Origin of the sequence: Hassallia byssoidea VB512170 (assembly GCF_000817785.2) — a bacterium.
In the GTDB taxonomy this organism is placed as follows: Bacteria; Cyanobacteriota; Cyanobacteriia; order Cyanobacteriales; family Nostocaceae; genus Hassallia; species Hassallia carrinoi.
In genome coordinates, this window is the sequence record NZ_JTCM02000174.1 from 1 (window position 1) to 8,664 (window position 8,664).

Annotated in this window: 6 protein-coding genes; 2 read left to right on the plus strand and 4 right to left on the minus strand. The window is 45.2% G+C overall.

What is annotated here, in order from left to right; genetic code table 11:
* The first annotated feature begins 347 nt into the window (after positions 1–347).
* Positions 348–1,103, plus strand: coding sequence for a thioesterase II family protein (locus PI95_RS33685; protein ID WP_039739019.1), 756 nt, complete (start codon positions 348–350; stop codon positions 1,101–1,103).
* Position 1,104: 1 nt separating this feature from the next.
* On the opposite strand, the gene PI95_RS33690 is transcribed toward PI95_RS33685, so the two are convergent.
* The 3 genes from PI95_RS33690 to PI95_RS33700 are packed head-to-tail and all read right to left on the minus strand — an operon-like array spanning position 1,105 to position 4,342.
* Positions 1,105–3,246 (minus strand): acylase, encoded by a 2,142-nt coding sequence (locus PI95_RS33690; protein ID WP_039739016.1) that lies wholly within the window; start codon positions 3,244–3,246, stop codon positions 1,105–1,107.
* A 54-nt stretch (positions 3,247–3,300) separates the two neighbouring features.
* Entirely contained in the window at positions 3,301–3,705 is a 405-nt protein-coding gene (locus tag PI95_RS33695) for an ExbD/TolR family protein (RefSeq protein ID WP_039739013.1), read from the minus strand.
* Positions 3,689–4,342 carry a MotA/TolQ/ExbB proton channel family protein gene (locus tag PI95_RS33700; RefSeq protein ID WP_039739012.1) on the minus strand — a complete coding sequence of 218 codons (654 nt, stop codon included), beginning with the start codon at positions 4,340–4,342 and terminating at the stop codon, positions 3,689–3,691. Before PI95_RS33700 ends, PI95_RS33695 begins: the two co-directional genes overlap by 17 nt.
* A gap of 315 nt (positions 4,343–4,657) precedes the next feature.
* Between PI95_RS33700 and PI95_RS33705 the strand changes: the two genes are divergently transcribed.
* The gene (locus PI95_RS33705) at positions 4,658–6,463 is read left to right on the plus strand and encodes an energy transducer TonB (RefSeq protein WP_039739010.1); all 1,806 of its coding nucleotides are present in this window, start codon (positions 4,658–4,660) and stop codon (positions 6,461–6,463) included.
* Between the two features lie 194 nt (positions 6,464–6,657).
* Here PI95_RS33705 and ggt read toward each other — a convergent pair whose 3' ends face one another.
* Entirely contained in the window at positions 6,658–8,499 is a 1,842-nt protein-coding gene (gene ggt / locus PI95_RS33710) for a gamma-glutamyltransferase (RefSeq protein WP_039739008.1), read from the minus strand.
* Between the last annotated feature and the right edge of the window lie 165 nt (positions 8,500–8,664).

Here is an 8,664-nt window from a genome sequence, read left to right on the forward strand (position 1 = left end):
CCGACATTACTTCTCAGCCAAGTTTAATAGATCCAAGGGCACAAGAGCGACTATCAAAGGATGAAGGAACCGTCTCCGTTTTGTCTGATTTTTTGTCGTCACCCCTTTTTTCCTTTCCCCTTTACCCAGGACCAGATTGGTAAGACTCAAGTTGTTAGTTATACCATTTCTATATGAGGATGCGCCTGAGAGCGCCCACGAACGCGAGTGCGTGCGCTGTCGAGAGCAAGGTAAGCTCTGTTTGTACAGCCTCAGGCTTAAGCGCCTGTTCGCGTAGCGTGCGCTCGGCGCAGGGCGATAAAGCGCAACCTCACATAGAATTAGTATTAGGTTAGACAGTTCTCCTTATGCAAACTACACAAATATTTAATTGCGTTACTTGTCCCTATCCAAATCCTGATGCTTCCCTGCGTTTATTCTGCTTTCCCTACGCAGGAGGTAGTTCTCTCATTTTTCGCCGGTGGTTGACAAATCTACCTACAACTGTCGAAGTTTGTCCCATCGAACTTCCTGGACGGGGAATCCAAATGAGGTTAACTCCTTTCTCACGGCTACAACCCTTGATTGAGACTTTAGCTTCTGCCCTCGAACCATATTTAGACAAACCATTCGCTTTCTTCGGTCATAGCCTCGGTGGGTTGGTCAGTTTTGAACTTGCTCGCCAACTTCGTAGAGAGCATAATCTTAGTCCAGTTCACCTATTTGTTTCTGCTACCCGCGCTCCTCAAATCCCGTCACCAAAGCCACCTATTCACGCACTACCAGACACTGAGTTCATTGAAGAACTGCACCGTTTCAATGGTACACCGGATTCAGTATTGCAGAATACTGAATTGATGCAACTGCTCATCCCTATCCTACGGGCAGATTTTGCAGTGTTGGAAACTTATGTTTACGCCCACCAAGCGCCACTTGAATGTCCAATTACTGCTTTTGGTGGCTTACAAGACGAAGAAGTAAGTCTTGAAGAACTGGAAGGATGGCGATCGCACACCATAGCTTCTTACAAATTACAGATGTTCAACGGTGACCATTTTTTCATCCAATCGGAACAAGCACTTTTTCTTCAAACCTTAGCTGAACATTTGCACGCGCTAACTTAAGTTAAAACGCCTTGCGTTCAGCTAAATGAGCCTCTATTATGGCGCGATCGCGCCACACTGGACGCAATTGTTTTTTAGCAAACATCGGCAATTGCTCGCCAACATGAGTTGATCCCGGTTGAGTTGCATTGCCGTAGCTAGTTAGTGCCATCGCTTTTACAGGATTAGAAAACTCAATTGCAGCTACGTAAGAATCCCCTGCAACAGATTGAAACCGTCCGTTTTCCGAGGGAGCAAAATAGAGAGTGCGGAAAATACCAAGTTCCCCGTCCCCACCATTAGCTGGTAAATCTACATTGCTATACTTCAGACGGAAAACCTCTCCCCACGGCACATCTAGCGCTCCATAAGTCTTTTCTACCTTGGCTGCTACAGTTTCTAATGTAGCAACAGCATTCTTAGGGTTAATCAAACCATCGGGTGTTGTACGCGGAGATTTTTCATTCCAAGGTTTACTAAACGCCTTATCTAAATTTATCGCTTGGGTCCAAGACGCAAAAAGTACCGCACCTCGACTATCTGCATTGGCTTGTCTATCCCAAGCTTCGAGTACACTAGCTGCACGTTTAGCTAATTTATTCCCGTACTGTTTTGCAGCAGGTATTAAATCATCTAATATGCGGTCTGCTAGTTCCATCCGGGTAGAATGCTTATATCTAATCATTTCATCTAAAGAAATTTTCTCATCTTCTGCCAACATCCTGGCAGAACGTTGCGCTCGGAAATCCATGAAACGAGGAGCCATATATAAAGGGTAATCCGAAGCTTTAATAGCTTGTGGAAATGTAGTTGTCCAAGGTGGGTCATTGGCATTTTGTAACCAGCCACTGGCTGGATCGATAACGCGGGGTAAATCCTTGTATGGGTGAATTTTCGTCCATAAAGTTTTCGAGGTGTCACCAGGAATCATACCTGACCAGTATTCAAAGTCTCCTTGCTCGCGCACTGGAACTTGACCGTTAAACAGATGCATAATATGCCCTTCTTTATCGGCATACATCACTGTAAACATCGGCAGTTGCAAGCGCTCAAGTACCTTTTGGAACTGAGTCAGATTTTGGGAACGTGCCATATCCCACCACTGTTCGAGTACTCCCGGTCGGTCAAGACCAACAACCCGCAGCGCGATCGCAAAGCCATCTTTCTCACTGACAATCGGTCCGTGGACAGAACTTTTCACTACTAGCGGTTGCTGTAACAACGTCCCGTCTTTTTGTTTTACCTTCAAAGAAAGGGTTTTTGTCTCAAATGGACGAACTTTGCCATCAAAACGATAACCGTCACCAGTCAGCTTGAGTTCATAAGCATCCCATCCATCATGGGTGTTTACGGTATGAGTCCAACCCAAATTATTATTGAAGGCAATATTTAAAACGGGAATCCCCACCAAAGAGGCTCCATAAGCATCAATGCCTGGGGCGGTTATTTGCGCTTCATACCACAGATATAAATCTGACCAGGGAAGGTGTGGATTTGCCAGTAACATTGCGTGACCATTTGCAGAATGTTTGGGTGCGATCGCCCAACCGTTAGAACCAGCTTTTGGTTCCTGGCTACTGACACCCCCTACTTTCTCTGGGTCAACTACAAAAGTAAAATTAAGCACTCGCTGAAGATGAGCCAGTACATCTTCTCCTTTAACTGGTAACACAGCTTCAACCGAGTCATCGATTAAATCACCATGTTCTTTTACATAAGTATTTATCCCAGCGGCAAAGGCATCAAGGTAACTGCGAAAAGCTGGACTTTGTGCAGAATACCAAGAACGGGCGCGTTCGGGTACTCCCATTGTCAGTACCCATTTGTCTGATTCTAAATACTTTTCTCCCCAATACTCGGCAGCACGCCCCCTTGCTTGACCGTACAGACGCAGTAGCAAGTTCCCATGACTTTGCATCTGCGCCCAACCAAACGCTTGAAAGGCACTTCGGGCATCTTTTCCGTATATATGCGGTATACCATACGTATCCCAAAGTATCTCGGTATTTGGTGGAGAGCTAAAACTTTGACTCCCCACAACCAAAGCAAAAATCAGACCGAGTATAAACGGTAAAACTCGATTCGAGCTTGCTTTAAATACCCGGAGTTTATAACGCTTGCTAGAAAAACCTAAAAAAATCAACTGCACTCTGTTAATAAACATTTCTGGATAAGAGCGAAAAACTTTCGCTCTTGAACTTGCCTGAAGATAGACCTGCTATTGTTTTTGAGTAGCGATCGCTAACCGAGCTCCCTTTACCTGACGCACTTTATCCATTACCGCTACAACCTTACCGTGTCCTACCCCTTGATCGGCATTAATTACTACTACTGCCTCCGGGTTTGCACCAACTAAACCACGCACTTGTTCAGTCAGCGCATCAATGGTTGTTGGCTTTTTGTTCAAGCTTACCTGTGCTTGCGAATCTACTGTAATAGTGATTCTTGTTGGAACTTGGGATTGTTGGGATGTTGAAGCCCTTGGTAAATTTACAGGTAAGCCTTCCTGTCGAGTTAAAAACAGCGTTGACATGATAAAAAACGTCAAAATCGCAAATATCACATCAATCATCGGCACAATATTTATTTGCGGTGGAATATCAGGTTCATCTGGTAGTCGCATATGATTTCTCTCCTCGTTCGTAACGACGACGATAAAGTAGTTCTAACTGTCCACCATATTCTTGCATGAATGCAATTTGACGTTGATAAAGTCCTCGAAATGTATTCGCAAACATCAACGTAAAAATAGCCACAACCAATCCTGATGCTGTGGATACGAGCGCTTCACTAATACCTGCTGTGACGCTTCCAGTTCTGGTACCACCAACATCACCGATATTCAGCGAAGCGAAGGAAGCTATCAAACCCAATACTGTACCAAGCAATCCCAACAGCGGAGCAAGGGAGATGATTGTCTCAAAGATATTATTAAACCGTTTGAGTACAGGTATCTCTGCTTGAGCTTCACTTTCCAAAGCCAAACGAAATTCCTCTGGATTAGGTTGTTCCAATTCCAAAGCCGAGAGAAACATTCTCGCGATCGGTAAATCTGCATTCTTTCGCAGCTTATCTAGCGCACCCACCACATTATCCAAGCGATATAAATTCAAAACTTCCCGTACCACCCGACTCTGACGTTGATTGATACGATACCAAAAACGAATTCGTTCGATAATTAAGGCGATCGCAGCCACACTAAAAGCCAGTAGGGGGAACATCACCACGCCCCCAGCGACAAACAGCTCAACTATTCCCATGTTTTACCCCTAAGCAGTATGAATGAATTTGCCGTTAAATCGATAACTGCAAAGTCATAGTATTGAAACTTGTTTTCAACAAACAGTAGAATAAATCACTGCTTATGTCAATCCTATTTAAAGCTTAATGACATAAGTTTTTATTATTTTTGACTCGCTAGTTATACCAAAATTGAATCAAAGTTACTATATACATGCGTATTGGCTCAATCACCTCTTACACAAGAGTCAATAAAACATTATCTCATTAGTTTACTTTTGCAACCAAAAGTTTTATTGTAGAAAAGCGATAGTGAAAATAAATAGCAATAGTTTATGAGCTTCTCCAGTATTGCGATACAGCGAGAGAAAGAATTCAAAGCGCTAAAAACTTTCTTGGTTTATAGCACAGTCGGCTCGTTGGTGCTGCACATCGCGGTACTGGCATCTGGTATTGGTAATTTTTTGGCGCGAGCACCAGAATTGGATGAGAAACCGATTGAATTGACTTTTGTTGAGCCGGAAGTTGAGGAAACACCAATAAAGGAAGAAAAAAAGCCCTCACCTGAAGATAATAAATTGGGTGCTGGAAAGATTTTGACATCATCAGGAGGAAGTGCCGGTGGTGGTTCAGCTGGTGGTTCAGCTGGTGGTGGTTCATCTAGACAGTCATCTCCTCAAATTCAAGCGCCAACTCCCCTAACCGTTCAGGCTTTACCACAAGCACCCGTGCCAGTGTCCAAGCCTATTGAAAAGCCAATCGTACCCCAAACATTTACTCCCGTACAAAAGCCAGTTGAGAGACAGCAACGCGATGTCACTCCACCACAACCGCAGAAGGAAGATCCAATAGTTTCCAAGGAACCGCCAAAGCCAGCAAATAGCATACCAAAGGAAACAACTTCAGTTCAAAAGCCTCTTGAAAAAACTCAGCCCCAAGAATCACAAAGTTCTACCCAAGTTGCAACTAACAACACTCCCCTACAATCATCGACTACCACCCAAGAAAGTAGTCAGAACTTGACAAACACGCTAGGTAACATTAGAGATTTAAGAGCTACTCAACCAGCTTTTGGTAATGGTTCTTCTAATAGTACCTCCAGTACTGGTAATTCCACCATCGCTTCAGGTTTTGGAACTGGTAACGGTACAGGCAGCGGTACTGGTACTGGTACAGGAAATGGTTATGGTACTGGTACAGGCAGCGGTACTGGTACTGGTACAGGAAATGGTTATGGTACTGGTACAGGCAGCGGTACTGGTACGGGAAGCGGCACAGGGAAAATAGCTGCCGCACCAACAAAACCAAAGATACCCGACGGTGGTTCTGGAAATGGTCGAGCCGCCTGTATTCGCTGTGAAAACCCTAAATACCCAGAAAGTGCCAGAAGGCGAAAAGTAGAAGGAAGAGTAGAAGTAGCCGTTGATACAGATAAAGAGGGAAATGTTACTAGTGTGCGGTTAGTTCGTTCGAGTGGCGATCGCGAGTTGGATGAAGAAACACAAAGAAAAGCGCGGGAATGGAAACTAAAACCTGCCGAACAAGGAAGGCAAGGAGTTACGATCGCCACAGAATTCTCGATGAAAGGCTCTAGCCGTAACCGTCAAGTGCGAGAAAGGCAGCAACAACAAGCAGAACGACAAAGGCAGCAACAACGGGCAGAACGAGAAAGACAGCGGCAGCTAGCAGGTTCTTCAGATAACAATAATTCTGGGAATGAAACACCAGGACGCAGAAGACGAAATCTAGAACCATCAGGCGAAAGTGCATCTTCTAATGAAGAATTGAGAAGTCCTAGATTAAATCAGGGTTTACCGCAATCTACAGAAGCGAGTCCATCCAAAAACGAAATTGAAACACCAACACCAGTAAGAAATCCTGAAGAAAGTTCTATTAATAATCCCTTGGGTCGTCCCGGAGAAAATAATTCTGGGTCAGCTGTACCAACACCGGACAGACCTAGGGAAGTTACTGGTGATGTCAGAACATCACCAGAACAGCAAGCACCGACTAAAAGAAAAAAACGGCAGTTGAATCAATCAAATCAGTCTTCAGATAGTACTAGTCAGTTGCGTGGTGTACTCCGTCGCAATGGGGAATCTGCACCTGCTGCACCTAGTAGTGGTGGAGAGGGCGAATAATTGGCGTTGCTGAATGAAAGTATGAATTTATGCGATCGCTATTTCTATCGCAAGCGAATGAGTGTCCATTTTATAATCTACAAAACTTGTAGGGTGTTACGCTCCGCTAACACACCCTACGCTTGAGATGGTGCGTTACGGACACCCGTCCTAACGCACCCTACGAAATTTCTGCATAGTTTCATGCTGACTTTTCAAAAGCCTCTGGGGGAACCTTCACCACGGGGATCGGCTGCTCCTTCTAAAGTTCCATCTTGCGTGACAACGATCGCGTTAGCATTACCCCAAGGCGTAATTTCCTTAATATTTTGTCCGCGACGGCGTAAGTCTTGTACAGTCACAGCATCCAAACCCCAAGGTTCGGTTCGCAACTCATCGGGAAACCATTGATGATGTATGCGTGGAACAGAAACAGCTGCACCTGCATCCATATTGTATTCCAAGACGTTCAAGATAACTTGCAGCACTTGAGTAATAATCGTACCACCTCCCGGCGCACCCACCGCCATGCGGAGGCGATTATTTTCGGTGATAATTGTCGGAGTCATGCTGGATAAAGGAGTTTTGCGGGGTGCGATCGCATTCGCTTCATTACCCACCAAACCAAAAGCATTCGGTACTCCCGGTGCAGCTGCAAAATCATCCATTTCATCATTCAGCAAAATACCAGTTCCCGACGCCACCACCCCAGAACCAAAACCATAGTTTACCGTAAAAGTCAAGCTAATCGCGTTACGCTGTTCATCCACAACGTTAATGTGGGTAGTTTCCGGAGACTCGTAGGCAAGATGAGGGGATGAGGGGAAGGGGGCAGGGGGCAGGGGGCAGGGGGCAGGGGGAGTTTGTCTTTTCGTCTTCCTTGTCTCCCCCCTCTCTCCCCATCCCCCCATCTTCCCCTCTCCCCCTCTCCCCATCTCCCCTGGCTTGACTTCAGTTGAGGGTTTGGCGCGATCCATCGTGATTTGCGCCCGTCGAATTTTGGCGTATGCTGGGCTGATAAGTTGTTGTACAGGCACTTTGACAAAATCGGGATCGCCCAAATATACAGAGCGATCGGCGTAGGCAATTTTCATTGCTTCTGTCATTAAATGTAAAGCGTCCGGGTGATGCCATCCCAAAGATTTTAAATCTGTGTCCCCGATAACGTTTAAAATCTGCAATAGGTGAACACCTCCCGATGAAGGTGGTGGCATTGAGCAAATTTTAGAAGAGCGGAAACTGCCACAAATCGGAGTGCGCCAAATTGGTTTATAAGATTTCAAGTCTTCAAGAGTAATTAAACCATTGTTTTTTGCCATGTCGGAGGCGATCGCCCGCGCAATATTTCCGGTATAAAAATCTTGGGGATTCTTGGCAATTGCTGATAAAGTTTTTCCTAAGTCGCGCTGTATTAACCTTTCCCCTGGTTGATAAAATTCGCCGTTGCGAGTGAAAATTGCTCGTGCTGCTGGATTAGCGAGAATTGCTTGTTTGCGTTGCTCGTAAACCTGTAGAGAACGCCAAGTAGGTTGTTGACTGAGGATAAAGCCGTTGTTCGCTAGAGCGATCGCTGGTTTAACAACTTCTTGCCAAGGTAGTTTACCATAGCGACGATGTAATTCATACAATCCCGCTACTGTTCCTGGTGTCGCTACTGCCAAATGACCGTTAATACTGACATTCGGACGCACTTTACCTTGAGCATCTAAGTACATATTTCTAGTAGCTTTTAGCGGTGCGCGTTCGCGAAAATCGAGCGCTTTCATCTCGCCAGTTTGCGCTGAATGCATTAGCAAAAATCCGCCACCGCCAATTCCTGCCGAAAAAGGTTCTACTACAGAAATAGCAAAAGTTGTGGCAACTGCCGCATCAACTGCATTACCTTTCTTGCGTAACATTTCTAACCCGGCTTCACTTCCTAAGGGGTTAGCGGAAACGACCATTGCCTTTTTGGTACGTAGAGGTAATGTTACGGTGGCTGATACTATTTGACTGTTAAATATAACACTTAGATAAAAGATTGCAGAGGCAATTTGTTTATATTTGCTGATACGCATTTGTATGTGATTTTTTGGATATTTATTAACAATGCATTTTATAACAGGAATGAGCGCAGAATTATAGGAAAACGAACCGCCCTTCGGGTTCGCCAGTCCCCCATCGTGACGGAAACCGCCTTCGCTTTTAGCGTCTCCCCTTGGGAGAAGACGGGGGCTGGACTC